This is a genomic window from Moraxella bovis (assembly GCF_002014975.1).
In the GTDB taxonomy this organism is placed as follows: Bacteria; Pseudomonadota; Gammaproteobacteria; order Pseudomonadales; family Moraxellaceae; genus Moraxella; species Moraxella bovis.
In genome coordinates this window covers 1-599 of record NZ_MUXV01000076.1, presented here as the reverse complement: position 1 = coordinate 599, position 599 = coordinate 1, and the positions used below count along the sequence as shown (strand labels likewise).

The 599-nt window shown below is 50.4% G+C and carries 1 protein-coding gene; it reads left to right on the top strand.

Going from position 1 to position 599, the window contains the following annotated elements:
• A partial coding sequence (locus B0182_RS13010; protein ID WP_143821759.1) for a chorismate synthase occupies positions 1–598 on the top strand: 598 nt, incomplete at its 5' end.
• Position 599: the final 1 nt, after the last annotated feature.

Genomic DNA, 599 nt, shown 5'->3' with positions numbered 1-599 from the left:
TTTTAGTTTAACAATGCCGAATATTGTAAACCAAAACCCGTTTTTTTGCGGAGATATTGACGCTATACCACGCTTTGAAAAATTGGTTACGTCTTTGCGTGAACAAGGCACAAGCTGTGGGGCGAAATTAGAGATTTTTGCTGAAAATGTCCCTGTGGGCTTAGGCGAGCCGATTTTTGACCGCCTAGATGCCGATATTGCCCATGCGATGATGTCTATCAATGCCGTCAAAGGCGTGGAGATTGGCGATGGCTTTGGCGTTGCCGAGCAGTTTGGACATGAAAGCCGAGACGAGTTGACCCCTGAGGGCTTTTGCGCCAATCACGCAGGCGGGATTTTGGGTGGGATTAGTAGCGGGCAGACCATTCGTGTCGCCATTGCCCTAAAACCGACCGCCAGTATCACCACCGCAGGCAAGACAATAAACCTAGACGGCGAGGCGACAGGCGTGATTACCAAAGGTCGTCATGACCCTTGTGTGGGCGTGCGAGCCACACCGATTGCCGAGGCGATGCTTGCCATTGTCCTACTTGACCATTATTTGCGTCATCGTGGGCAAAATGCCGATGTGGTACAACCTTTAAAGCCGATTGAGTAAT